This window comes from Novosphingopyxis sp. YJ-S2-01 (genome assembly GCF_016093175.1).
In the GTDB taxonomy this organism is placed as follows: Bacteria; Pseudomonadota; Alphaproteobacteria; order Sphingomonadales; family Sphingomonadaceae; genus Novosphingopyxis; species Novosphingopyxis iocasae.
The window spans coordinates 307,586-332,867 of the sequence record NZ_JAEDAI010000001.1; the positions used below are offsets into that span (position 1 = coordinate 307,586).

General features: G+C 61.5%; 19 protein-coding genes. 11 read left to right on the forward strand and 8 right to left on the reverse strand.

Annotation, left to right across the window (positions count from 1 at the left end; all coding sequences use genetic code 11):
• The first annotated feature begins 30 nt into the window (after positions 1-30).
• The 3 genes from I6A82_RS01450 to I6A82_RS01460 are packed head-to-tail and all read left to right on the forward strand — an operon-like array spanning position 31 to position 3,502.
• Positions 31-768 carry a 2OG-Fe(II) oxygenase gene (locus tag I6A82_RS01450; RefSeq protein ID WP_198093434.1) on the forward strand — a complete coding sequence of 246 codons (738 nt, stop codon included), beginning with the start codon at positions 31-33 and terminating at the stop codon, positions 766-768.
• Positions 765-2,594, forward strand: coding sequence for a 2OG-Fe(II) oxygenase family protein (locus I6A82_RS01455; RefSeq protein WP_198093435.1), 1,830 nt, complete (start codon positions 765-767; stop codon positions 2,592-2,594). Before I6A82_RS01450 ends, I6A82_RS01455 begins: the two co-directional genes overlap by 4 nt.
• Positions 2,591-3,502, forward strand: coding sequence for a class I SAM-dependent methyltransferase (locus I6A82_RS01460; protein ID WP_198093436.1), 912 nt, complete (start codon positions 2,591-2,593; stop codon positions 3,500-3,502). The genes I6A82_RS01455 and I6A82_RS01460 overlap by 4 nt, the downstream gene beginning before the upstream one ends.
• Before the next feature lie 62 nt (positions 3,503-3,564).
• On the opposite strand, the gene I6A82_RS01465 is transcribed toward I6A82_RS01460, so the two are convergent.
• Complete coding sequence (locus I6A82_RS01465; protein ID WP_332310921.1) at positions 3,565-6,483, reverse strand: TonB-dependent receptor domain-containing protein; 2,919 nt, start codon at positions 6,481-6,483, stop codon at positions 3,565-3,567.
• A 252-nt stretch (positions 6,484-6,735) separates the two neighbouring features.
• On the opposite strand from I6A82_RS01465, the gene I6A82_RS01470 reads away from it, so the two are divergent.
• Positions 6,736-7,257, forward strand: a complete 522-nt coding sequence (locus I6A82_RS01470) for a hypothetical protein (RefSeq protein WP_198093437.1) — start codon at positions 6,736-6,738, stop codon at positions 7,255-7,257.
• 3 nt (positions 7,258-7,260) lie between these two features.
• Here the strand turns inward: I6A82_RS01470 and I6A82_RS01475 are convergent, their stop codons facing one another.
• Genes I6A82_RS01475 through xseA form a run of 3 tightly spaced genes read right to left on the reverse strand, consistent with a single transcriptional unit; the run spans position 7,261 to position 9,888 of the window.
• Positions 7,261-8,196 carry a M23 family metallopeptidase gene (locus I6A82_RS01475; protein WP_232343195.1) on the reverse strand — a complete coding sequence of 312 codons (936 nt, stop codon included), beginning with the start codon at positions 8,194-8,196 and terminating at the stop codon, positions 7,261-7,263.
• The gene (locus I6A82_RS01480; RefSeq protein ID WP_198093438.1) at positions 8,193-8,393 is read right to left on the reverse strand and encodes a DUF2093 domain-containing protein; all 201 of its coding nucleotides are present in this window, start codon (positions 8,391-8,393) and stop codon (positions 8,193-8,195) included. Before I6A82_RS01480 ends, I6A82_RS01475 begins: the two co-directional genes overlap by 4 nt.
• Positions 8,394-8,436: 43 nt before the next feature.
• The gene (gene xseA / locus I6A82_RS01485; protein ID WP_198093439.1) at positions 8,437-9,888 is read right to left on the reverse strand and encodes an exodeoxyribonuclease VII large subunit; all 1,452 of its coding nucleotides are present in this window, start codon (positions 9,886-9,888) and stop codon (positions 8,437-8,439) included.
• Between xseA and purD the strand changes: the two genes are divergently transcribed.
• Together purD and I6A82_RS01495 are read left to right on the forward strand one after the other, a co-directional pair.
• Entirely contained in the window at positions 9,887-11,170 is a 1,284-nt protein-coding gene (purD, locus tag I6A82_RS01490; protein WP_198093440.1) for a phosphoribosylamine--glycine ligase, read from the forward strand. The two genes, xseA and purD, sit on opposite strands and share 2 nt — an antisense overlap.
• An 81-nt stretch (positions 11,171-11,251) precedes the next feature.
• A complete protein-coding gene (locus I6A82_RS01495) occupies positions 11,252-11,881 on the forward strand; it encodes a hypothetical protein (protein WP_198093441.1) in 630 nt (209 codons plus the stop codon).
• A 63-nt stretch (positions 11,882-11,944) separates the two neighbouring features.
• Here I6A82_RS01495 and I6A82_RS01500 read toward each other — a convergent pair whose 3' ends face one another.
• Positions 11,945-13,249 carry a hemolysin family protein gene (locus tag I6A82_RS01500; protein WP_187334714.1) on the reverse strand — a complete coding sequence of 435 codons (1,305 nt, stop codon included), beginning with the start codon at positions 13,247-13,249 and terminating at the stop codon, positions 11,945-11,947.
• Positions 13,250-13,396: 147 nt separating this feature from the next.
• On the opposite strand from I6A82_RS01500, the gene I6A82_RS01505 reads away from it, so the two are divergent.
• A complete protein-coding gene (locus I6A82_RS01505) occupies positions 13,397-14,089 on the forward strand; it encodes an OmpA family protein (protein WP_187334715.1) in 693 nt (230 codons plus the stop codon).
• 75 nt (positions 14,090-14,164) lie between these two features.
• Here I6A82_RS01505 and I6A82_RS01510 read toward each other — a convergent pair whose 3' ends face one another.
• Entirely contained in the window at positions 14,165-15,415 is a 1,251-nt protein-coding gene (locus I6A82_RS01510) for an FAD-dependent monooxygenase (protein ID WP_232343198.1), read from the reverse strand.
• Between the two features lie 94 nt (positions 15,416-15,509).
• Between I6A82_RS01510 and I6A82_RS01515 the strand changes: the two genes are divergently transcribed.
• The 4 genes from I6A82_RS01515 to ribA all read left to right on the forward strand — a co-directional run bounded on the left by I6A82_RS01515 (position 15,510) and on the right by ribA (position 20,730).
• Entirely contained in the window at positions 15,510-17,831 is a 2,322-nt protein-coding gene (locus I6A82_RS01515; RefSeq protein WP_198093442.1) for a DNA translocase FtsK, read from the forward strand.
• Positions 17,832-17,931: 100 nt separating this feature from the next.
• Entirely contained in the window at positions 17,932-18,570 is a 639-nt protein-coding gene (locus I6A82_RS01520; RefSeq protein ID WP_187334717.1) for a LolA family protein, read from the forward strand.
• A gap of 313 nt (positions 18,571-18,883) precedes the next feature.
• A complete protein-coding gene (gene xth, locus I6A82_RS01525; protein ID WP_198093443.1) occupies positions 18,884-19,678 on the forward strand; it encodes an exodeoxyribonuclease III in 795 nt (264 codons plus the stop codon).
• On the forward strand, positions 19,675-20,730 hold the full coding sequence (gene ribA / locus I6A82_RS01530; protein ID WP_198093444.1) for a GTP cyclohydrolase II: 1,056 nt from the start codon (positions 19,675-19,677) through the stop codon (positions 20,728-20,730). The genes xth and ribA overlap by 4 nt, the downstream gene beginning before the upstream one ends.
• 33 nt (positions 20,731-20,763) lie before the next feature.
• Here the strand turns inward: ribA and I6A82_RS01535 are convergent, their stop codons facing one another.
• Together I6A82_RS01535 and I6A82_RS01540 are read right to left on the reverse strand one after the other, a co-directional pair.
• Positions 20,764-23,520, reverse strand: coding sequence for a [protein-PII] uridylyltransferase (locus I6A82_RS01535; protein ID WP_198093445.1), 2,757 nt, complete (start codon positions 23,518-23,520; stop codon positions 20,764-20,766).
• A 40-nt stretch (positions 23,521-23,560) separates the two neighbouring features.
• Complete coding sequence (locus tag I6A82_RS01540; RefSeq protein WP_198093446.1) at positions 23,561-25,264, reverse strand: class I adenylate-forming enzyme family protein; 1,704 nt, start codon at positions 25,262-25,264, stop codon at positions 23,561-23,563.
• Positions 25,265-25,282: the final 18 nt, after the last annotated feature.

A 25,282-nucleotide genomic window follows, 5' to 3' on the forward strand; every position in this document is an offset into this window, starting at 1 on the left:
CCTAACGAAGCGATGCTCCAAGGTGGCGCTATGGCTTCAACCATCAAGCTGTTCGAAATCAGCCCCGATATCGATCGAGCGCGGCTCAGGCGCGCTTTCTCGGATCGTCAGCATGTACAAATCCGCAACTTTCTTACTGAGGATGCGGCAACGACCATTCAAGACATATTGGCGCGCCAAACGCTTTGGGGGATGGCTTGGCAGGCTGGAGATACCGGGCCACGCTTTATTTCGCACTCGGAACTGAAAAATTTTTCTGAGTGGGATCAAAAGGATGTTTCCCGTCGTCTGGCAAGCGCCATGAATGATGGCAATTATGCGTTCAATTATACCCGTTATCCGATGCTGGATGCATATTTAGGGAAGTGGGATACGGGCGGCCCGCACGATCTCTTGCTGGAGTATCTCAATACAGAGCCGTTTCTGGATTTGGTCCGCGAGATTACCGGTATGCACGAGCTTTGCAAGGCGGACGCTCAAGCCACGCTGTACCAACCAAACCAGTTCCTCGCGCAGCATGACGATAGTCACATCGCCGAGGGTTGGCGAATTGCCTACGTCATGAACTTCTGCCGAGATGACTGGCGACCAGACTGGGGAGGCTATCTGCAAATCTACGATGAAGACGGCGACATCGTTCATGGCTATCGGCCACGCTTTAATGCGCTCAATCTTTTCACCGTGCCCATCAAACATTCCGTGAGCTATGTTCCGCCGTTTGCGCCGCTCGGTCGGTTCGCAATAACTGGCTGGCTGAGAGATCGTTGAAGCTCTGCTGGCATGATGACGATTTCGAGTTCATTGTTATGGTAGGGTACGCCGATCCGAACGCCCTCTTCGCCCGAGCCGAGCAGGCCTATGGGCGCGGAGATCTGAAAAGAGCGCGCGTAGAACTCGATAATCTCTTGCGCTTGATTCCGGCTCATCCTGCCGTGCTCCATCTTGCTGCATTGGTTGCCAAAAGGGAGGGACGGACCAGCGACGCACTGAAAGCATTCCGCAGGGCGCTTGCGTTGGCCCCGGACGATGCGCAAATTCGTGGTAATTTTGCCAACTTGCTAGGCGACATCCAGCGCTTTGACGAGGCGCTGGGAGAATACGAGGCCGCTTTGCAAATCCGGCCGCAGTTTCTCCAGGCTCATATCAACCGCGCGATTCTGCTCAATCAGCTCAATCGTCACGAAGAAGCCAAACTATCGCTGGCGGTCATTGAGCAACTCGGTAGCAGCAGCGCTGCCTACTGGTCGGCGCGCGGTGCGAACGCACAAGACCGTCAAGATTTCGTGGATGCCGAGAATGCATTCGGCCGGGCTGCGGCGATAGATGGGCGGACAAGTCGCTCTGTGCTCGGCTTAGCCCGGGCTCAGTTGGAACGCGGCAGACCGGAAGCTGTCGAAACCTATCAGGAAGCGTTGCTGAAAAGCCCGGACGATGCGCTGGCAACGCTCGGCCTAGCGAATGCCTTGACTGCTAGCGGGGATTTCTCGTCGGCGAAAATGACCCTGCTCGATCGATTAAGCCGTCATAACGACTGGTTTGACGGAAGAACGGCGTTGGCGGAATTGCTGTGGGAAGACGGCCAATCGGAGGCTTTCGATGCACCGTTCCGAGAGGCCATTGCAGAGTCCCCCGATAATGCGATGCTCCACCATGGCTTGATCAATCTTCTGATCGGACTGGATCGTCACGACGAGGCGGCAGAAGCAGCGGAAAGAGCTTTTTCCGCGTTCCCGGACATAAAAGCCTTCCAGCTTGCCGAAGCGGTCAGTGCCGGGGCTTCGGGTGACTGCGCGCGCGCCGATCGACTCTTTACGGTGCTTGAACTCGATACACCCGATCGCTGGGTTCATGAGGCCAGGCACCGGCTGCGGAGAAACGACTTCGCCAAGGCCGGAGATATGCTCCAACAAATACTGCAAACGAATCCCGACGATATCGGTGCTTGGTCGCTGCTGGATCTCGTTTGGCGCATGACGGGAGATGACCGGCATATTTGGCTGCATGGTCAGCCCGGACTGATAGCAACCTCTTCCATTGAGATATCCGATGAGGATTTGGCCGCTGCCAAGGAGTTTCTGCGAACCCTGCATCGGACGCGGGCGCATCCTGTCGGGCAATCGGTGCGAGGCGGCACACAGACGCGCGGGGTCTTGTTTGCCCATCATGACCCGCGGATCAAGCCGTTGGCCAATTCCATTCGAGCAGCGGTCGACGAACACTGGGCGGGCCTGCCCGACCGGGACGAGAGACATCCACTGCTGAAATATCGCAGCCAACCCTGGCGGTTCCGTGGATCTTGGTCTGTACGTTTCATCGACCGCGGATTTCACACGAGCCACGTCCATCCCCACGGCCTGCTATCTTCCGCTTGCTATATCGTTGCTCCAGACGCCGAAGACGGTGCGGGACCGGCATTGGAGATAGGCCGTCCTCCCGCCGATCTGGACCTTGCCCTCGAACCGTTGAAGACTGTCCCCGCAGAGCCGCGAACTTTGACATTGTTCCCAAGCACACTTTTCCATGGTACTCGGCCGGTCAGTGCAGGAGAGCGGATGACCGTAGCGTTCGACATCATAAGCTCCGCAACCTCGTGAGTTCCAATTCTCTCTCGCGAGCAGCTTGGACCGAATTTTGGTCTACGCAGATCTCAGACGATGGGCAGCTTGGTTGTCTTCAGGGCAGCTCGGATAATCTCACTAAGCAGTTGGGTCAATTCTGGAAAGACTGGGCCAAAGCCTTGCCTAGGGGTGGCCGGCTTCTCGATCTGGCAACCGGCAACGGTTTCGTTATTAAGCAGATATTGAGCGTACGTCGCGATCTGAAGGCCACGGGTGTCGACTATTCCGATCGTCTTCCTCCCGCGCCGCGAAATGCAAAGCTGCGTTGCGGAATTGCCATGGAAAACTTGCCCTTCCCTAGCGCGCGCTTCGACGCCGTCACCAGCCAGTTTGGCTTGGAGTACGGTCTGATGGACGAAGCTCTAGCGGAAGTCGCTCGGGTTTTGCGACCAGGCGGGCGCTTGGCCACGATCGTTCACCTCCCCGACGGACCACTCGTCAAGCACAACGCGGAGCGAGCGAAATCGCTTGCTTGGACCATGGACGAGGAAAGGTTGTTGGAGAGAGCGACGGCTGCGGCGGCGATCGGCGAAATAGGCACTGTTGCCCGGTTGATTGAAACTGTAGGAAATGCTGCGTTGAGACAGTTCGGAGATGGATCGGCAGCTGCAGAATTATGCCAAGCCGTTGCCCGATGTCTGCCTCTGCTCAATCAGCCTAATTCAGCATTTTCGCGGGCGGTGCTTGTCATCGAGCGGCAGGCAAAGTTCGAATCGAACAGAATCGCCGCATTGCTGGGAGCAGCAAACAAGGTGGTGAGCGCGGAGGCGATGGAAGAACTTTTTTCAATGCACAATTTCGAGCGCGTGGAGCGTGTTCTGATCGAAGCAGTGCCAGGACATGGCGCATATGCCGCGATGATCAGCGCGAAGCGTCCAATGTAGAGACAAAAAAGGCCGGCTCGTACAAACGAACCGGCCCTTTTTTTGGATCAAATTATCCGACCTTAGAAAACCAGACGAGCCGAAACGAAGTAGTCGCGGCCCAGAACGTCGTAAACGCCCGGATAGGTGTTTGCTTGCTCTTGGTTGTCACCCAGCTGTTGCGGGAACGTGTTGAACAGGTTGTTCACACCGAGGGCCAGTTCGAGATTATCGCTGACCGTCGCCGCGAAGCTTAGATCGATGTAATCCACCGAATCGAGCTTCTCGACGAAGTAGTCGATCTGCGGGTTGTCGTCGGTCGTTGAACCAATATGACGCCAGCGAACGCTGGTGGTGATCGGTCCGTCGATGAACGATGCTCGCGAAGCCCACTTGTATTCGGGAAGCGGAGTGCCGCAAGCCAACTGGCCGAACTTACCGGCGCACTCATTGATCGTATCAGGGAGCTCCGCCACAGGCGTGACGTTATACTTATCCAACCAAGTCCCAAGGAACGAGAGATTCATGCGCTGCTCGCCTGTGTCAGTGAAGAGCGAGAACGGTATTTCCGTCGAGTAGCTGACCTGCACGTCGATACCTGCGGTCTCGAGCTTACCAATATTTGCGTTCAGGATACGTAGTGCGTTGGGTCCACCAGCAAGCGAGCCGTTGGCGGAACGATTGCCGACAACTGCCTGACAGTAGACGCTGTTGATGTCCTGGATCTGATTGTAGCAAAGATCGAGGGTGTTGTTCAGGCCGCCACCAAAGGTGCTGATCGTGTTATCCACCTCGATGTTGAAATAGTCGGCCGAGATGAACAGACCAGGAATGAAACGCGGGCGGAGCACTGCGCCAAAGGTGTAGGAGTCAGACCGCTCTTCCTGCAGGTTCGGATTTCCTCCGAAAACGCCTTCGATCTGCGTGTTCAGCTGGATGTTGCCGAACACGTTGCCCGCCGGCACGCCAGACTGGACGCAAAGTTGACGCACGGTGGCCGTCTGCTGAGCGGTAGGCTGGCGATTCGAGCACGGATCCACCGCGTTCGGGAAGCCGTTAGCTTGGCCGCCGAACAACTCCCCGACATTAGGCGCACGGATTGCGCGCTGATACTGACCACGCAGCGTTACATCGCGGATCGGTGCCAGTTCGGCACCTGCGGCGTAGGTCCAGACGCCACCCACGGCAGGCAGGGAGTAATCGGAATAGCGGGCCGCACCCGTCAACTCCAGCCGACCACCATCGCCCCAGCGAGCCACGGGAACGCGAAGCTCTGCGAACACTTCTTTGACGTCATAACCACCTTGCGTGGGATCACCGCCATTGAAGCCGATCACGTCACCAGAAGACAGTGCAGTATCCGGGATGAATTCGCTCGCAACCTTACGGTACTCAGTACCGACCGCGAAACCTACATCGTCCGCGCCCATGCCAAGATTGAACAGCGAACCGGAAATTGAACCGGACGCAACCTGTAGAACGGAGACATCGCCGTTCTGTGCCAGAATAGAGATCTGATCAACCATTGCAGGGGTAAGCGTATTCGGACCGAAAATGTTGATGGCTGGAGCGCTGCCGTCAAGACCGGCCTGAAAAGCCGAGCGCGAAATGTTACCTGCTTGGATGTTCGCGTTACGAGTACGAGCGTAGCTGTAATACATGTCGTACTGCAGGCGGTTATCAAGGAAGTTCCCGCGAAGACCAGCCATCACACGGAATGCATTGCGTTCGTCAAGGCTGTTACGCGAACCGGTCTCGGTCACACGGCGTTGAACGAACAGGTTTACCACACCCGGATCGTCGGTGTTACCGGCAGCAGCATTGGCGGCCGTTTCGCCGGCGTCCATGGCGACCAAATTTGCGTAGCTAGCAGGGTTCAGGAACGGCTGCACAGCCGCAAGATTGACGTTAAAATCGCCGGTAACCGGGGTAGCAGCGAGTTCGTTTGCAACCCGGTTGTTAACGAATGTGGCCTCCAGATAAGCCTCAACACCGTCACTGATTTGATAATTGGCGTAGCCGCCAAGCAGATACCGCTCCTGAGGAACCATCAAATAGTTCGCAGGAGCGTAATTATAGAGATCGCCATTGCGAGGACGGAAAGTGCCGGGCGTATCAAAGACAACCGCATCGTTTTGTGCGAAGGCACCGGTGCTCGGAAGCGTTCCCTGCGCACCGCCGAAGTTGCGAAGCACGCCAGACGGAAGGGTGGACGAGCCGCCCGGGACGAGACCATTTGCACCATCGCCCAAAGCGAAGAACGAGAAGTCGCGATCACCTTGAAATACAGAACTACGATTATAGTATTCCGCAAAAACGGTGGCATGGCCGCGGCCATCAGCAAGATCTGAGCCGAGCGCGATATATGCGTTGTAGCGCGCGCCATCACCTTCACCGGTCAAGCTATATTGACCGCCCGCTTCCACGCCAACCAAATCTTGCCGAAGATTAAAGTTGACAACACCGGAGATTGCGTCCGAACCGTAAACAGCCGATGCACCACCCGTCACAACATCGACGCTATCGATAAGGAACTGCGGGATCGTGTTGAGATCAACAAGTTGGCTAGTGTCGAAGAACATGTAACGACGACCATTGACCAAGACCAACGTGCGCGTAGCGCCAAGGCCGCGCAAATCTAGTGTAGCGACGCCGCCGCCCGGATTATTCGAGAAGGAGGTGGTTCCCGGAACAACCTGAGGCAAGGTGTTTATAACGTTTTCAACGTTCACCGCGCCGGAAAGCTTAAATTCTTCATCCTGCACAACGGCCGTTGGAGCGGCCGTATCGAACTCGCGCCGGGCGATACGCGAACCGGTAACGACGATCAGGCCTGCATCCGGATTCTCGCTAGGACCGAACGCCGTTTCATTCTGGCCGATCGCGTCACCGCTGGAATCTTCCGGAGTGGTCTGCGCCATCGCCGGAGTAGCAAGGCACATGGCGCCGATCGCGACGGGCGCCGCACCGAGCCTTAAGAGCTTAAGATGCTGTTTCTTCACGAAATGGTCCTTTTCGAGTTGAAACGCCCCCTCTAGGAGCGCTGATAATAGGCATGGCCCGCCGAACGCTTTACGCTTCTTAAAAGGTGGGTCGCATGCGGCCTTGCTGGCCGACCCCCATGGCTTTTGCAAAGATTTTGAAGGCCAATTTCACCGTTTCCCAACATATGTAGCATTCTTGCAACATAGGTTTGCAGTGGCGTCGGCAGTGTCCGGCGCTACATTGGCACATCACCGATCGTGGGAGAATCTATGCGTTTTCGATATCTGCTTGCCGCATCGGCGGCATTGTGTCTGGCGACCAGCGTGAATGCCCAGAGCATTCAGGAACCTCTCTCGCGGCCGGCTGTGTTCGGTGCGCTCGTTCAATGCCGGACCATCGAAAATGACGCGCAGCGCCTCGCTTGTTACGACACGCAAGTTGCGCAACTCGATAGAGCAGCCAACAGCAACGAAATCGTCATCGCGGATCGCGAAACAGTTCGCGAGGCGAAACGTGGCCTGTTCGGTTTCTCGCTTCCGACAATCAAGCTCTTAAACAACGGCTCCGAAGAAATCGACGAGATCGAGGGAATTGTTCGCAGTGCTTCGCTGATCAACGGAAAATGGTTTGTGACATTGGAAGATGGGGGACGCTGGCAACAGGTCGACACCCGGAATCTCAGCCGTTACCCGAAGCGCGGAACGCCCGTCAAAATACGAAAGGCCGCCTTGGGAAGCTTCTTCGCCAATTTCGACGACCAGCGCGGTATCAAAATGAAGCGGGTGGAATAGTCCTCATTCGCTCGGAGGCCCCGCCACCAGTAGCGGGTCGATGCGGGCGTCTTTCCATTTGAGGCCCCAGTGGAGATGGGGGCCGGTGGCGCGTCCGGATCGGCCGACTTTGCCGATCGGCTGGCCCTGCTTCACGCGGTCACCCTTGTTCACCAAAATCTCGGAGGCGTGAAGGAAAGCACTGTTGAGGCCCATGCCGTGATCGATGATAATCAGCTTGCCTTCCAGCGTGAAATCATCCTTCGCGGCCAGCGTCACTACGCCGTCGGCGGGCGCGACGAAGATGGTGCCGGTGGGCACGGCGATGTCGGCGCCGCCATGGTAGCTGCCGGGTTTTCCCTGATAGACGCGCTGCGATCCGAAATAGCCGGATTGGCGCCCGGTGACCGGCCAGATGAAGTCCTGTCGCCAGCCGTCGCTCACTACATTTACGTCGCGCGCTGCAACGATGCGGGCAAGCTCCGGCCCGCGCCGCGCCTTGAACGCCTCGCTGCTGACACCTGCACGATAGGGCGCGTTGATATATTCCAGCTTCCAGTCGCCCGGCGCGACATTCAGCGTTCGCTCGACCGTCCTGCCTTCGTTCAGTGTGGCAACAAGCCGCACCTCGGCCTTGGAATCGCGGTCCAGACCGATGATGAAAAAGCCGTCCTTGCCGATGTCGACCGGCTCGCCCTCGAAAATGAGGCTGCGGGTGCCGCTGGGGACGCGGCCGGTCAGCAAAGCGCCCTGCTGCATCGGGCCTTCGAACCAGAAACCGGTCCGCACCGGCTCGGCAGGGGGCGGTGCCGGCGTCGGACTGGGAGACGGACGCGGGGTGGGGACGACGACCGGCGGCCCCGCATTCGCGCGAGCGCTCTCCATCTCGCGCCGCCCTTCGGGAACGCAGGACGACAGCAGCACGGCCGAGGCGAGGAAAACAGTGGCGGAGCGGATCATTTCGGCGAAAGCGCTCCGACCGAGATTTCCGCGGTGGCATAGGGCTCCTGCCGCTCCACGCTCCAATAACGCAGCTCTTCGAGCAATATCGGCGTGCCGGTGACGGCGCAGAGCACATGATCGCCGGGCGAAAGCAGGCGGAAGCCATTGGCCGTATAGTGAAGGCGGGCAGGACGGCTGGTGGCGGACATCAACATGGTTCGTATCTCTGGTCTGGAATGTGTGAGGCTGCGCTGAACATCAGAACAGCGACTCCTGTTTCAAGTCCGCAGCCGGTTTAGGCGAGCGAGATCTCGGTTTCTTCGGCGGCGGCGCGTCGGTGGCGATCGCTCCGAAGGCATCATCGGCGAATTTTACCGTGAACTGTCCGGCGGCCCGCGCGGCGGCCGCGCTCATCAGCACATCGCCATCGGCGCTCGTCAGCCGCGCGAATCCACGCTCCAGCGGACGGTCCGGGTCGAGCTGGCCGAGCAGGCGCGCAATTCCCTGTAGGCGCTCGTCAGAACGCATGTGAACGCGCTCGATCAACGCCATGTCGGGCGTCGCCCGGGCCAGCCGTTCCCCCGCCGCCGTAAGCCGCTGTTCGAGCAGCGCCGGGCGCAGCGCCCCCGCATGTTCTGCCAGCCGGCTTTCGGCCCGGTGCGCCCGCGCGCCGAGCGCTGCACCCAGCCGCTCACCCAGATCGTCGACCCGCTGGCTGCGCTGATCGATCATCGCGCGCGGATCGGAAAGCAGGCGGCGCTGCGCTTCCAGACGCTCTCCGGCATGTTGCAGGCGCCGATCGATCGCGCCGCGCATACGGGCGCGCTGCTGATCGACGAAAGCGGTCAGTTCATGGCGCACCGGCACGGCGATTTCCGCCGCCGCAGTCGGCGTCGGCGCGCGCCGGTCGGCCGCATAGTCGGCCAGCGTTGTATCGGTTTCGTGTCCCACGGCGGAAATCACCGGGATTTGCGAGGCGGCGATGGCCCGCACCACCACCTCCTCGTTGAACGCCCACAGATCCTCGATCGACCCGCCACCGCGCGCGACGATGAGCAGATCGGGCCGTTCGCGCTCCGGCATCGCGTTGAACTGCGCCAAAGCGTTCGCGACCAGGCCGGCTGCCGCATCGCCCTGCACCTGCACCGGCCACAGCAACACCTCGCTGGGGAAACGATCGGACAGGCGGTGCATGATATCGCGGATCACCGCGCCGGTGGGTGAGGTGATGACACCGATGCGGTGCGGGATGAACGGCAGCGGCTTCTTGCGCTCGCCCGCGAACAGCCCTTCGGCGGCAAGCGATGCTTTCAGCCGCTCGAATAGTTGCATCAGCGCACCCTCGCCCGCCAGCTCCAGCGTATCGGCGACCAGCTGATATTTGGAGCGTCCGGGATAGGTAGTGAGCTTGCCGGTGGCGATCACCTCCACCCCGTCCTGCGGCTGGAAGGCGAGCTTGCCCGCGCTGCCCTTCCACAGCACGGTATCGAGCGTGGCCTTGTCGTCCTTCAACGTCAGATAGCAGTGGCCGGACGCGGCGCGCTTGAACCCGGAGATTTCGCCACGCACACGTACATGGCCGAAGCGATCCTCAACCGTGCGCTTCAAGGAAGCAGAGAGTTCGCTTACCGAGAAAGGCGGGGCGTTGTCGCCCGCCGGTACATCGGCTAGCAGACGTCCGGTTTCATCCATTTGGGGGCTGATCGCCATGAATATCCTGCTGCTGGGCGGAGGCGGGCGCGAACATGCGCTGGCCTGGAAATTGGCACAAAGCCCGTCCTCACGCAAACTCTTCGCCGCACCGGGCAATCCTGGAATCGCGCAATGCGCGGAACTGGTGAGCCTGGATGCAGGCGATCACAGCGCAGTCGCCGCCTTCTGCAAGGCCGAAGATATCGACCTTGTGGTCGTAGGGCCGGAAGCGCCGCTGGTGGACGGACTGGCCGACAGTTTGCGTGCGGGCGGGATTGCCGTGTTCGGCCCGTCGAAGGCCGCCGCGCAGCTGGAGGGATCGAAGGCATTCACCAAAGCGCTGTGCGATCGCGCCCGCATTCCCACCGCCGCTTATGCCCGCTGCACCAGCGAAGCGGAGGCGCTGGACGCGCTCGGCCGCTTCGGCCTGCCGGTGGTGATCAAGGCGGACGGCCTGGCCGCTGGCAAAGGCGTCGTCATCGCCCAGACACGCGACGAGGCACACCAGGCGGTGGCCAACATGTTCGCAGGCGGCTTTGGTGAAGCCGGACAGGAAATCGTCCTGGAAGAATTTCTGGAGGGTGAGGAAGCGAGCTTCTTCGCCATCACGGACGGTAAAACGGTCGTCCCCTTCGGCAGCGCGCAGGACCATAAGCGCGTCGGCGAAGGCGATACCGGCCCCAATACGGGCGGCATGGGAGCCTACAGCCCGGCCCCAGTGCTGACCAAGCAGCTGACCGAACGCGCGATGGCGGACATCGTACGGCCTACGGTAGAGACTATGGCGGCGGAGGGCATGCCCTATTCCGGTGTGCTTTATGCAGGCCTGATGCTGACAAGCGATGGCCCGAAGTTGATCGAGTATAATTGCCGGTTCGGCGATCCGGAATGTCAGGTGCTGATGGCGCGCTATCGCGGCGATCTGGCGCAGCTGATGCTTGCCACGGCGCGCGGCGAACTGGAGCAGGCGCAAGCGCCGCAGTTCGAGGATGCTGCAGCACTTACCGTCGTGATGGCGGCCAATGGCTATCCCGGAACGCCCGAAAAGGGTGGCGTGATCGCCGGGCTGGACGGCGCGGAGGCAGAGGGCGCCACCGTTTTCCACGCCGGCACCGCCGGGGATGCGAACCGTCTTCTGGCCAATGGCGGCCGCGTCCTCAATGTCACCGCGCTGGGCAGCTCGGTGACCGAAGCGCAGGCCAAGGCCTATCGTGCCGTGGCTGCGATCGACTTCCCCTCGGGCTTCTGCCGCCGCGACATCGGCTGGCGCGAAGTGGAACGCGAAGCGCAGCAAAGCTGAGCGCAGCGACTCAGCACGATTGATATTCGGCGCGGGGCTGGACTAAAGACCGGTCCGATTGGAACTCGAACGGGGCACCTCATGCACTTCTTCCTGGAATATGCCGTCTTCTTCGTCATCGTCTTCGCGGTTCTCGCGACCATCCTCCTTTTCGTGCTGTCGCGCCGCGCGCCGCATGAAGGGGGCGAAGTGCTCGTGCACGACTATGATCATAGCGACGCGATCGGCGACGACCCGCAAGACATGGTCGAACCGACGCCCGCAGCGGATCCGGCACCGGTTACCGAAGCCGAGGCCCAGCCTACTCCGGCCCCCGTACCTCCCGCAGCGCCCGAGCCGGAACCGACCCCCGCCGCCACGCCCGCAGTAGAACCGGAAGCCGTGGAACCGGAATCGGTAAAACCGAAGCCAGAGCCTGAAGTGGCCCATGCCGCCGCGGCCGAAGCTGCGCCTGCCAAAAGCGGCGGGTCGGACGATCTGCTGATGATGAAAGGCGTTGGCCCCAAGCTCGTCGCCAAGCTGCACGAACTCGGCATCACCCGCTTCGATCAGATTGCAGGCTGGTCCGATGAAGACGTTGAGCGCGTCGACGGCGAGCTCGGCAACTTCAAGGGTCGCATCCGCCGCGACAACTGGATCGATCAGGCCCAGTTGCTCGCCGCGGGGGACACTGCCGGGTTCGAAGCGAAATACGGTTCGCTCGGCAAATAAGCCGGCGTTACAATGAGTATCTTGCAGGCGGGGCTTTGAAATGTCCCCGCCTGCACATTTCCTTCAGCCAATCATCGTGACGAGCAGCTTGTCGATCTTGCGCCCGTCCATATCGACCACCTCGAAGCGCCAGCCCTGATCCTCGAACGTCTCTCCCTCTTCGGGCAGATGGCGCAGGATGTAGAGCGCATGGCCCGCCGCGGTGGCGTAATCGCGGTCCTCCGGCAGATCGATATCGAGGCGCTCGGCCAAACTGTCCGCCGATAGCGCACCGGAGACGAGCAGGCTGCCATCCTTGCGCTCGATGATCGAAGGCGTGTCGCCTGCTTCCTTGTCGCTTTCGAACTCGCCCGCGATCGAGCTCAGTAGATCGTTTGGCGTCACGATCCCTTCGAAATGCCCATATTCGTCGTGCACCAGCACCATCGGCACCTCGGCCTTGCGCAGAATCTCCAGCGCATCCATCGCGTCGAGCTGATCAGGCACAATCTCGGCACGACGCATCAGATCGCGCAGGTCCATCGGCATACCGCGAAACTGTGCCGACACGATATCGCGCGCCTGCACGACGCCCAGAATGTTGTCGATCGACTCTTCGGCCACCGGAAGGCGGGTGTGGGAGGATTCCAGGAGCTTCGTGCGCACGTCTTCGGCCGTGGCATTGACCGGTAACCAATCGATATCGGTGCGCGGCGTCATCACCTCGCGCACCGGCCGATCGGCCAGGCGCACCACACCGCTGATGACGGCGCGCTCATGCTCCTCGATCACGCCGGACTGGTGCGCCTCGGCAAAGATCATCTGCAGTTCCTCGGCAGACAGCGCCTTGCGGCTATCGCGCCGCAGACCGATCAGGCGAAAGATCAGCGCGCTCGAATTGTCGAGTAGCCAGACGATCGGCGCGGTGAAGCGCGCGAGCCATTCCATCGGCAGCGCGATGATCGCCGCGAACCGTTCCGGTGCCACCAGCGCGATTTGCTTGGGCACCAGCTCGCCCACCACCAGCGAAAGATAGGTGGTCAGGCCGATGACGACGCCGAAGCCCAGCGTTTGTGCCAGCGAGGCCTCCACGCCTAGCAGCGCGATACGCTCGGCCACGGGGCCGCCCAGGCTCGCGCCCGAATAGGCACCGGCGATGATGCCGATGAGGGTGATGCCGATCTGCACGGTGGAGAGGAACTTGCCCGGATCCTTGGCTAGCCGCAGCGCCGCCGTTGCGCCCAGATTGCCGCGATCGGCCATGGCGCTGAGCCGCGCGGTGCGCGCGGAAACGATCGCCAGTTCGGACATCGCGAAGACGCCGTTCAGCACGACGAGCGCTAGAATGATCGCCAGATCGTACCACGGAAAAGGTGTAAGAGAGGTCATTGCGTATCTGGAACCATTATTCCGAGTTTCCGTTTCCCGGCGGCAACATTTGCTAACAAAGCCGTGCTGACCGAACTCAAGCCGTTCGTCTCGACCGACGCAATGGCCCCGGCAAAATGTTTGTCGAAGCAATTTAGGAGATCGAAAATGAAATTTCCCCGTTCCGCAGCACTGATCGCAACCGCATCGGCCGCTGCGCTAACCGTTTCCGCCTGCGTTACCAACCCTAATACGGGCGAGAAAGAGTTTGCTTACCGCTCTGCGATTGGCGCGGGCGTCGGTGCATTGGGCGGCTATCTATTGGGCGATCTCGTCGGCGGTCGCAACGATCGCACCGCCAAGATCGTGGGCGCGGGCATCGGTGCCGTCGCGGGCGGCGGCGTCGGTTACTATATGGACCGTCAGGAACAGAAGCTGAAGGAACAGACCGCCGGCACCGGCGTCGACGTCATTCGTGATGGTGACAATCTGGTGCTCGATCTGCCCAGCTCGATCACTTTTGCGGTCGATAGCTCCAATATCGATGCACAGTTCCGCAACACGTTGAACCAGGTCGCGACCACGCTGAACGAATATCCCAACACCTATATCGACGTGCTGGGCCATACGGATTCGACGGGCAGCGAGCAGTACAACCAGGCACTGTCCGAACGCCGCGCCAATGCGGTGGCCGATTATCTCGCTTCGCAAGGCGTCAACCGCGCACGCATGGCGACGCTCGGCTATGGCGAAAGCCAGCCCAAGGCGAGCAACGCTACCGAAGAAGGCCGCGCCGCCAACCGCCGCGTGGAAATTCGCATCACGCCGGTAACGCAGCAGGACGTTCAGGCCGTCCGCTGATCACTACGGCCCAAGCCGATGACAAAAAGCGCCGTCCGGCTTCTCCGGGCGGCGTTTTTCGTTTCCATGGGCTGACTAGATCGGGATGCCCTGCAACAGCTTGGGCATGGCGCCGCTCGTACCGCGCGCCTCATCCATGAAAAAGCCTTGCAGCGGCTTGGCGCGTGAGACGAGGCCCATGCCAAACCGGCGGACGGCAGAGGCCGACTTGCCCGGAATACCGAACAGGCGGTTGAGACCATCCGTGGCCATCGCCACCATCAAGGTGTCCAGCCCGCGCCAGCGCTCATAGCGTTCCAAGAGCTGCGCATCGCCCGGTTCCAGACCCAGTCGCATGCCGTCCACCAACACTTCGGTGAGCGCTGCGACATCGCGGAACCCCAGGTTCAGCCCCTGCCCGGCAATCGGGTGGATGCCATGGCCGGCATCACCAATCAGCACCGTGCGCGCGCCCGTCACCCGCGCGCTGTGATGGAAGCCCAATGGATAGCTGCTGCGCGGCGCCGCCATTTCGATCTTGCCCAGCACGCCGCCGCTCGCCTTTTCCAATTCCGCTGCAAAACCGCGATCGGAAAGCTTCAGATAAGCCGGGGCCTCGGACCGGGGGATCGACCAGACGATGGCCGAGCGATGCCGACCGTCCTCACTATCCAGCATCGGCAGCAGGGCGAACGGCCCCGTCGAAAAGAATATCTCATAGGCCACATTTTCATGCGGGCGCTCATGATAGACCGCGCCGACAATAGCGCTGTGATCATATTGCCAGCGCGCCGGAGCGATACCCATCTGCTCACGCGTTTCGCTGCCACGCCCTTCCGCGGCGATCAGCAGCGGCGCGGCAAGATCGGTGCCGTCCGCCAGAACCACATGCGCAGCCGCCGGTTCGATCCGCCGCTCGACAACATCCTGTCCCAGATGCAGCGTGATGCGCTCATTGGCCTTTGCGGCATCGAACAGGGTGCGGCGCAGAAAATGGTTTTCGTACATGGTGCCGAGCGCATCGCCCGCCCGTTCAGAGCGGAAATCCAGTCCACCGGGACGCAGATTGTCGATCACCTCGATCGTCTCGATCGCGCAGCCTTTGCCTTCCAACATTTCAGCAAGGCCGATCGTATCGAGCATCGCCATGCTCGAGCTCGAAACCGCGGACGTGCGCCCATCGAACCCCCGCGTTGCCATCGCGTCCGGATCGAAGCGTTCGACCACATGACATGCCACGCCTTGAGAGGCGAGCGCGAGCGCCTGCGTCAAGCCGATGAGCCCACCGCCTAGAATGATCGCCGCCTGCTCCATCGTCCGTCTCCGCTTGCGTTCGCTTCCTTCCATGTAAAGCCTTGGCGCGCGGGCGCAATCGCCCCGGCGCTTGACGCGGAGTCTTGGCCTGGCGCAAAAGGCAGGCGTCAAAAGGGGAACATGGTAAATGGCAAGCCGCGCGGACAAGCCGAAGGAAGCGGAATGGCAGGCGCTGATGCGCGCCAGCATTGCGCGCTCGGCGGGCCTTATCGGTGCTGCGCTGCTCGCTGCTCTGACCGCGATCTATACGATTGCGCTGCTGAGCTATTCGCCCGCCGACAACGCTTTCAACACCGACGCAGCCACCGCGCCGCATAACTGGTTCGGCCAGACCGGTGCCTATCTGGCAGACGCTGTGCTCAGCACTTTCGGGATCGCGGCGATCCTGTTCGCACCGCTCGGCGCGATCTTTACACGGCGGCTCTGGCGGGACGTACCGCAACCCAATTGGCTGCGGCAGATTGCGCTATGCCTTCTGGGAGCGCTGCTCGTCGCTTTCGCGATCGGCTATGCAGGCCGCGATGCAGAGGTTGGGCTGCCGGCCGGCTGGGGCGGCATCCCCTCTCTCCTTTTGAACAACGGAGCCGAGGCGCTGGTCGGCATCGCCGGCGAAGGCTGGCGCGGTTTTCTGCGCTTCCTGCTGATCGCGGCGACGCTGATCGGCGGACTGGCGCTGGTGGTGGTTTCGCTGGAACTGAACAGGCCGCTTCTGCGCATCCCGGCGGTCAAGCTGCCCGCCCTGCGCGTCCGGAAGGGCGGTGAGGCAAGCGAGCTCGTGTTTGCCAGGCCCGATCGGGACGAGGAAGAAACCGAAGCCCCGCCCCCGCCCGCCGCGCCGCGTCCGCAGGTCAAGCCCGATGATCGCCCGCCGCCGGAAATTGCGGACCGCAAGGTTTCACCCGCAAAGGCAACGCTCACCAATGCGCGGCAGGGGGACTTTTTCGGCCCCTATTCGCTGCCGTCCGCCGATCTGCTCGATCCGCCGCCGCCCAACGAAGCACCCAAGCTCGACAAGGCCGCACTGGAACGCAACGCCCGGCTGCTGGAGTCGGTGCTCGAGGATTTTCGCGTGCAGGGGGAAATCAAGGCAGTACGCCCCGGCCCCGTCGTCACGATGTACGAGCTGGAGCCCGCGCCGGGTACCAAGGCGGCCCGCGTCGTTTCGCTGGCCGAGGACATTGCCCGCAACATGTCCGCGCTGTCCGCCCGCGTCTCCACCGTGCCGGGCCGCGCGATCCTGGGCATTGAGCTGCCCAACAAGACCCGCGAGGCGGTGGTGCTGCAGGAGATGATCCAGTCTAGCGCCTTTGCCGAACAGAACGGCAATCTGCCGATCATTCTGGGCAAGAATATCTCCGGCGATCCGGTGGTCGCGGACCTGTCGCCGATGCCGCATCTTCTGGTTGCCGGCACCACCGGCTCGGGCAAGTCGGTGGGCCTCAATTGCATGATCCTGTCGCTGCTCTACCGGCTGACCCCGGACCAGTGCCGCATGATCATGATCGATCCCAAGATGCTGGAACTCAGCACCTATGACGATATCCCGCACCTTCTCGCGCCCGTGGTGACCGAGCCGGCCAAGGCGATTCGGGCGCTGAAATGGGCGGTTGAGCAGATGGAGGATCGCTACCGGATGATGGCGAGCCTATCCGTGCGAAACCTCGCCAATTTCAACGAAAAGGTGCGTGCGGCCAAGGCGAAAGGTGCGCCGCTGGGGCGCAAGGTGCAGATCGGTTACGATCCCGCCACCGGCCAGCCGGAATATGAAGAAGAGCAGCTGGAATATGAGGAGATGCCGCAGATCGTCGTGATCGTCGATGAGCTGGCCGACCTTATGATGACCGCGGGCAAGGAAGTGGAGTTCCTGATCCAGCGGCTGGCGCAGAAGGCGCGCGCGGCGGGCATCCACCTGATCATGGCGACGCAGCGCCCCTCGGTCGACGTCATCACCGGCGTGATCAAGGCGAACCTCCCCACACGCATCAGCTTCCACGTCACCTCTAAAATCGACAGCCGCACGATCCTGGGCGAGCAGGGTGCCGAACAGCTGCTCGGCAAGGGCGACATGCTCTATATGGCCGGCGGCAAGCAGTTGACGCGTATCCACGGGCCCTTTGTCAGCGACGACGAGGTGCGGCGCGTCGCGGACCATTGGCGCCAGCAGGGCCAGCCGGACTATGTCCAGTCGGTCACCGAAGAGCCGGAGGACGGCGGGTTCGCACTGGAAGGCATCGGTCCCGCGGACAGCGCAGAGGATGCGCAGTATCGCAAGGCCTGCCAGCTCGTGTTCGAAAGTCAGAAGGCATCGACCAGCTGGCTGCAGCGTCAGCTGCGCATCGGCTACAACAGCGCCGCCCGCTTGATCGAGCGGATGGAAGAGGAAGGGCTGGTCTCTCCGCCGAACCATGTCGGCCGCCGCGATGTGCTGCGCGATGCCTTCGGGGAATGAGGGGTCGCTTGGCGTCTGAACGGGAACCGGTGCCGGGGTTCAGTCCTTATTCAACGCCTTTCGGCTAATTCTATCCTCCGAAAATATCAGGAGTTATTTCATGGTTCGCAAATCCATAGCCCTTGCGGCTGCCGCCTTGGCAGCAGCGCCGATGGCCGTGAGCCTGGCCCCCGCCGCCATCGCGGCGCCCGCCGCCTCGCCCGATCTTGCCCGCGTTGCTGCGCATTTGAAGGCCGCGAACACCATGACCGCGGATTTCACCCAGAGCGATCGCTCCGGCCAGACGCTGACTGGCAAGCTGATCCTGAAGCGGCCGGGCCGCATTCGCTTCCAGTATCAGAAGGATGTGCCGTTGCTGATCGTCGCCGATGGCAAGGCGCTGACCATGATCGATTATGAAGTGAAGCAGGTACAACGCTGGCCGATCGCCAACAGCCCGCTGTCGGCACTACTCGATCCCGATCACAACCTCGCCAAATATGGACGGGTCGTCAGCACCGGAAACAACAATGTCGTCCGGGTCGATGTGAAGGACCCGAAGCATCCTGAATATGGCGTGCTCAGCATGATCTTCGTGCGCAATCCGAACGCACCGGGCGGGCTGATGCTCGATAGCTGGGTCGCGCTGGATTCGCAGAACAACCGCACCACGGTTCGGCTGAAAAACCAGAAGTTCAACGCAAGCGTCTCGGACAATAGTTTCCGCTGGACCGATCCGCGACCGCGCGGCCGTCGATAGGGCGTTCCGGGCAAGCTACGGACCGCGGACATAGCAGGAATCTGACTGCCATGTTCATGATGTGGACAGGTCGGAAAGCGTAATTGGAGATCACAGGAACGGTCGATCGAGCGAGTTCCCCCCTGTTGCTCGCTCTTATTGTCGGCCGTTTCTGACAAAGCGTGACGAACGCAAGCTTGGCCCCCATCCCTTTTTGCCCCCGGGATGGGGGTTTTGCTTTGTCAGGTGCAAGCGTGACCGCAACGGCCCCGCGCCTCCTGCAAACGGCACTGCACTCTTGGGTTTTGGGCCATGCGCGCCTAAGTCCTGCGGCATGTCCAATACGATCCGCATCGCCTCCTGGAACATCAACTCGGTCCGCGCGCGCATGGAAAGCGTTGAGCGTTTTCTGAAGGAAGAATCGCCCGATATTCTTTGCCTGCAAGAGACGAAGGTGGTCGATGCGCAGTTCCCGGAAGGCCCCTTCCGCATGCTGGGCTACAATCACCAGATGCTCCACGGCCAGCCGATGCACCACGGCGTGTGCATCCTCAGCAAGATCCCGCTGTCGCAGGATGATCGGCTGGATTGGCAGAACAATGGCGAGGCGAGGCATCTCGGCGTGCGCCTGCCCAATGGCTGGCGGCTGGAAAATGTCTATGTGCCCGCAGGCGGCGACGTGCCGGATCGGGAAGAAAACCCCAAATTCGGCCAGAAACTGGACTTTCTGGAGCGTATGATCGCTTGGTCCGGCACGCTGGAACACCCCACCATCCTGACCGGTGATTTCAACGTCGCGCCGCTGGAAAGCGACGTCTGGAGCCACAAGCAACTCCTGAAGGTTGTGAGCCACACACCGATCGAAGTCGAAACGCTCGACCGCCTGAAAGCGGCGGGAGACTGGGTGGACCTCGGCCGCCATTTCCATGCGGCACCCAAGCGACTCTACACTTGGTGGAGCTACCGCGCGCGCGACCACACCAAATCGGATCGCGGACGGCGGCTGGACCATATGTGGGTGACACCCGATCTCACCGACCATGCCGTTTCCCATGTGGTGCATGAGGACTGCCGCAGCTGGCTGCGCCCTTCCGATCACATCCCCATCGTTACGGAATTCCGCCTTTGAGCCAGCCCGACGATGCGCGCCGCGCCGCCCGCGCGATCGATGCGCTGCGCCGCGGCTGGCCGGTACGGATCGAAGGAAAAAACGGCGCGCTTACCGTCCGTTCGGTTGAAACGCTGTTCGAGGATGCAATTCCCGCAGATGCAACCCTGCTGATTTCTGCCGAGCGCGCGGCCACGCTGAAAATCGTCAACCAGCGTGAAGCTGCTCACGGGGCAGCGCCGGTTCTCATTAAAACGCCCGAACCGCTGACGGGACCTGCCATCATTGCGATCGCCGACCCGTCGCGCGACCTTGCGACACCTTTCAAGGGGCCGTTCACGGCGCTTGCGCTGGATGCCGGGGACGCGGCGCGCGGCGGGCTGGAGCTCGCGCGCCATGCCGGGCTCCTTCCGGCACTGCTGGTGCTCAGCGAAGACGATGCCGTCGACCACGCGAGCACGGCCGATATCGCCGCCTACCGCGATCCGGCGCAGCTACGCATAGCGGCGCGGGCTCGCCTGCCCGTGCTGGGGGCCGAGGATAGCCATATCACCGTGTTCCGCGCCGAATCGGACGCGCGCGAACATGTCGCGCTCATGGTGGGATCGCGCCGCGATGGGCAGCCTCTGGTGCGCCTGCATAGCGAATGCCTGACTGGCGATGTTTTCGGGTCGCTCAAATGCGATTGCGGGCCGCAGCTGGCAGAGGCGGTGCGCCGCATAGACGATCATGGTTGGGGTGTGCTGCTCTACCTGCGCCAGGAAGGGCGCGGCATCGGCCTCGTCAACAAGCTGCGCGCTTATGATCTGCAGGATCAGGGCTTCGACACCGTGGACGCCAACCGGCGGCTGGGCTTTGCCGACGACGCGCGCGACTTTGCGGTCGCCGCACGCATGCTTGGTCTGCTCGGTATCGATGCGGTGCGGCTGCTTACCAACAATCCCGCCAAGGTAGCGGGGCTGGAGAAAGCGGGTATCGCGGTGAAAGAACGTGTTCCGATCCAGATTGCGCCCAATCCGCACAACCATGCCTATCTGGACACCAAGCGCGATCGATCAGGGCACCAGCTCTAACGGTCCGCGCGCCGAAATCGGATCCACGAGCACTCAGGCTACCTGCCGTTCCTCGTCGAACTCTCCCTTGGCCGCTTCCATCAGCCGTGCTTCCAGCGTCTTGAGCCGCTGCGAACCCTCGATCTTGGCGCCTAGCAGATCGGTCACGTAGAACGTATCGACCGCGCGTTCTCCGTAGGTCATGATGTGCGCGCTGCGGATCATCGCCTTGGATCGGAACAGCGCCTGGGCCAAGCTATTGAGCAAAGCCGGCCGGTCGCGCGCATTCACCTCGATCACCGTGAAGCGGTTGGACGCGTCGTTATCGCTCACCACGAAGGGGGCTACCTCGAACGCATCCGCACGCGGCAGCGGCAGCGGGCGCTGTTCGAGCCGGTCGACCATGCGCGAGCGGCTGGTGAGCGCCTCGACGATCGAATCTTCCAGCCGCTTCAACTGATCTTCGTCGCGAAACGGGCGGCCTTGCGGATCCTGTACCAGGAAATTGTCCATCGCCATGCCGTCGGTTGTCGTGTGGACGCGCGCGTCGATCACCGACGCACCGGCCAGGTGAATCGCACCGACGATACGATAGAACAGGCCCGGATGGTCGGCCGCATAGACCGAGACCAGGGTGGCACCGCGATCCGCATAATAACAGGCGTCGATCGACAGCGCATCGTCGCCTGCCGCGAGCAAATCTCGCGCATTGCGCAGCACGATATCGTCCGGTTCCGCGATCCAGTAGGCATCGGGAAAGCGTTTGGCGAGCCGCGCGAATTCCTTCTCGGGCAGATCAAGCGCGGCCTTAAGTGCCTCCTTGCTCTGTTCGATCCGTTCTGCGCGGCCATGTTCCTTATGGCCGAGGCGCAGCACCTCTTCCGCCGCGGAATAAAGATCGCCCAGAAGCTGGCGCTTCCAGCTGTTCCACACACCCGGCCCCACCGCGCGGATATCGACGACCGTCAGCAACAACAGAAGCTTCAGCCGCTCGATCGACTGAACCTGATCAGTGAAATCGGCGATGGTCTTGTAATCGGCCAGATCGCGCTTGAAGGCGGTGGCGCTCATCAGGAGATGATAGCGCACGAGCCAGCTGACGAGCTCGGTTTCCGACGCATCCAGCCCCAGCCGCGGGCAAAGCTTGAGCGCCACCTGAGCGCCCAGCACGCTGTGATCGCCGCCGCGCCCCTTGGCGATGTCATGCAGCAAGGTCGCCACATAAAGCACGCGCCGATGCTTCAGCTTGGGCAGCATATCGGTGGCGATCGGATGGTCTTCGGCAAGCTTGCCGCTTTCGATATCACTAAGCAGCCCGATCGCGCGAATCGTGTGCTCGTCCACGGTATAATGGTGATACATGTCGAACTGCATCTGCGCGACGACGCGCCCAAACTCCGGCACGAAGCGGCCGAAGACCGTCGCCTCGTTCATCCAGCGCAGCACCATCGCCGGATCGCGCGGCGAGCTCAGCACGTCGAGAAACAGCTGATTGGCGCGCCCATCACGACGCACTTCGCCGTCGATGCTTTTTGAATCGCGCCGCGCGGCGCGCATGGCGAGCGGGTGAATTTCATAGCCATAGCGATCGGCCAGCCAGAACATCTCGATCAGCCGCACCGGATCCTCACGGAAGAAACCGTCGTCCGGAATGGCGATGCGTCCCTGATCCAGCTGAAAGCCGTTCAGTTTTTTCAGCGATTTTGGCCGGCGCGTAAACCGGTGGTGCATGCGCTTGGCCTGCGCCTCTTCCAGATGGCTGAGGAACAGGCCGGTCAGGTCGCCCACGGTCTTGGCATTGGTGAAATAGAATTTCATGAACCGCTCGACCGATGAGCTGCCGGGCCGATCGGCATAGCCCATGCGCTCGGCCACTTCGCGCTGCAGATCGAAGGTCAGCCGGTCCTCGGCGCGGCCGGTAATCGTGTGCAAATGGCAGCGCACCGCCCAAAGGAAGTTCTCCGCACGGCGGAACTTGCGGTATTCGGCGCGGGTAAACAGCCCTTCGGCCACCAGTTCGGCGGCCTGCGGCACGCGGTACATATATTTGCCGATCCAGTAGAGCGTCTGCAGATCACGCAGGCCGCCCTTGCCCTCCTTCACATTGGGCTCGACGACATAACGGCTATCGCCCATCCGCCGGTGGCGCGCATCGCGCTCCTCGATCTTCTGCTGGATGAAGCGCGGCACGCTGCCTGCCACCACTTCGTTCCAGAAGCGTTCGGCGGCCTCGTCATAAATGCCGCGATCGCCCCAGATGAAGCGTGCTTCCAGTAGCGAGGTACGGATGGTCACATCCTCGCGCGCCAGCTTCACCATCTCATCGAGCGAGCGGCTGGAATGGCCGATTTTCAGGCCGAGATCCCACAGGAAGTAGAGCACGGCCTCCACCACCTGCTCGGTCCAGCCGGTACGTTTATAGGGCGTGAGGAAGGCCAGATCGACGTCGCTATGCGGTGCCATCTCACCGCGACCATAGCCGCCCACCGCGTGAAGCGAGAGGCGCTCCGAACTGGATGGATTGCTTGAAGGGTAGAGCTGCCCGGTGACATAATCGTAGATCAGACGGATGATCTGATCGATCAGATGCGCCTGCTCTGCCGCGCGGGCATGCCCCTCGGTCGGTTCCGCCTCCAGACGGCGCGCGATCTCCGCACGGCCAGCGGCAAGCGCCTCCTGCAGCAGATTGCGAATTGCGGGCCGCGCTTCCTTGCCGCCATGTTCGGCGATCAGGCCATCGATGGTGCCGGCGAGCGCGCGGCGATCGATGATGCCGCGCTGCCCTTCGAATTTGTCGCGCAATGCCTTCATGGGTCCGATATGGACACAAGGCTGCCCAAACTCAAACGCTCTAGGCCGCGTCGCCTGCTACCTTCGCATTATATTCCGCGCGCAGGGTTTTGCGGTCGATCTTCTGCGTACCCAACCGTGGCAGCATCTCTTCCGCCTTCCAGAGATATTGCGGCACCTTGAACTTGGCGAGGCGATTTTCGAGAAAAGAGCGCAATTCGTCTGCGCCCAGATCGGCACCCTCGCGCGGAAGATAGACCATGCCGACCACTTCTCCATAATGATCATCGGCCACGCCGAAGGCACAAAGCTCGGCCATGTCTTCATGCTCATAGGCCGCGGCTTCCACCTCCGTGCAGGCGATATTCTCGCCTCCGCGGATGATGATGTCCTTCTTGCGGTCCACGATGTAGAGATAGCCGTCCTCATCGACATAACCGATGTCGCCGGTGCGGAAGTACAAATCATCTGTAATCGCCGCGCGCGTTGCCTCGGGGTCGTTCCAATAGCCCTCGAAATTGGCGATCGAACGGATACAGACTTCGCCCCGTTCTCCCTGCGGCACCGGCGCGCCGAAATCATCCAGGATGCCAAGATCGACCAGCGGCGGCGATGGCGTACCGGTGCTGTCCGGCTTGTCGATATAATTGTCCGAAAAGTTGGTGCAGCCCACCGCGTTCGTTTCGGTGAGGCCATAGCCGATACCGGGGCCGCCCTCTTTCATGCCCTGCTTGATCTTGGTGACATGTTCGGCAGGACGCGGTGCCCCGCCCGAAGCCATGATGGTGCAGCTTGAAAGGTCGTAATCGCCGCGCTTGGGATGCACTGCGATCTCATAGCTCATCAGCGGTACGCCGGTGAAATAGGTGATCTTTTCCTTTTCGATGAGGCGCATTGCCTCCTCCGCATCCCATTTGCGCATCATGACGAGTTTGCGGCCCATGGCAAAGCCCTGCAGCAGCATCGGCACTTCGCCGGTCACATGAAACAGCGGCACGTTCATCAGCGTCGCGGGCGGGAATTTCGGTGCCTCGCCGCGCGCAGTGGCAAGTTGCAACAGCACCATCGTGCCCCCGACATAGTTCATCGTGCCCTGCACCACCGCGCGGTGGGTGGACCAGGCACCCTTGGAACGGCCGGTCGAGCCGGAGGTGAACAGGATCGTCGCCTTGTCGTCGCCGCTCAGAACCGGGAGCGGGGTTTCTGCCGCAGCGCCCTCCATGATCTGCGCAAAGGATTCGCGGGGGCCCACGAAATTGTCATAGACGAAGACCTCCGCGCCGCCGAGATCCTGTCCTTCCAGCCTTGCGGCGCGCTTGGGATCGGCCAGCACCAGCTTGCAGCCGACCATCTTGATCGCCTCTGCGAATTCGCTGCCGTGCCACCAGCCGTTGAGCAAGGTCGCCACCCCGCCGGCCATCAGCACCGCCATATAGGCAACGACCCAGTTGGCCGAATTGCGCGCACCGATGCCGACGCGGTCCCCTTTTTCGATCCCCTTGTTGGCGATCAACCCGCCGGCCAGCACGCGCGCGGCCTCATAGGCCTCACCAAAGGTCAGGCGCAAATCCCCGTCGATCAGGAATTCGGTGTCCTTATGCTGCATACAGAAGTGCCCGATATAATGGGCGAGCGACGGCGGAGCCTTCACCAGCGCGGGCAGCGCCACACCGTCCTTTTCAAAGCCTTGCGTTTCCAGAAGCTCGCCTGGCTTGGACAGCGCGGCGACGGCGGCTTGGATCTGGCGGTCAAGTTCCGAGGGCATGAAGTAATCTCTCCTGTT